This window comes from Sulfitobacter dubius, assembly GCF_027214245.1.
In the GTDB taxonomy this organism is placed as follows: domain Bacteria; phylum Pseudomonadota; class Alphaproteobacteria; order Rhodobacterales; family Rhodobacteraceae; genus Sulfitobacter; species Sulfitobacter dubius_A.
In genome coordinates, this window is sequence record NZ_JAPWHM010000042.1 from 1 (window position 1) to 268 (window position 268).

A 268-nucleotide genomic window follows, 5' to 3' on the forward strand; every position below is an offset into this window, starting at 1 on the left:
CGTATTCCAGTATTCGTAATGATCATTGCGTCGTTGGTAACCTGCGTGCAACTGCTGATGAATGCTTACGCTTACGGGTTGTATCTGTCGCTCGGTATCTTCATCCCTCTCATCGTGACTAACTGTATTATCATCGGTCGCGCAGAAGCTTTTGCATCAAAAAATGATGTGCTGCCTTCCGCCCAAGATGGTTTGTGGATGGGGCTAGGCATGACTTCAGTACTGGTTGTTCTGGGTGCAATGCGAGAAATCATCGGTAACGGTACCC

1 protein-coding gene is annotated in these 268 nt (G+C 48.1%); it reads left to right on the forward strand.

Going from position 1 to position 268, the window contains the following annotated elements:
* Positions 1-45: 45 nt before the first annotated feature.
* Positions 46-268: Rnf-Nqr domain containing protein (locus O4H31_RS19525; RefSeq protein ID WP_331283709.1), on the forward strand; the 223-nt coding region annotated here is incomplete at its 3' end.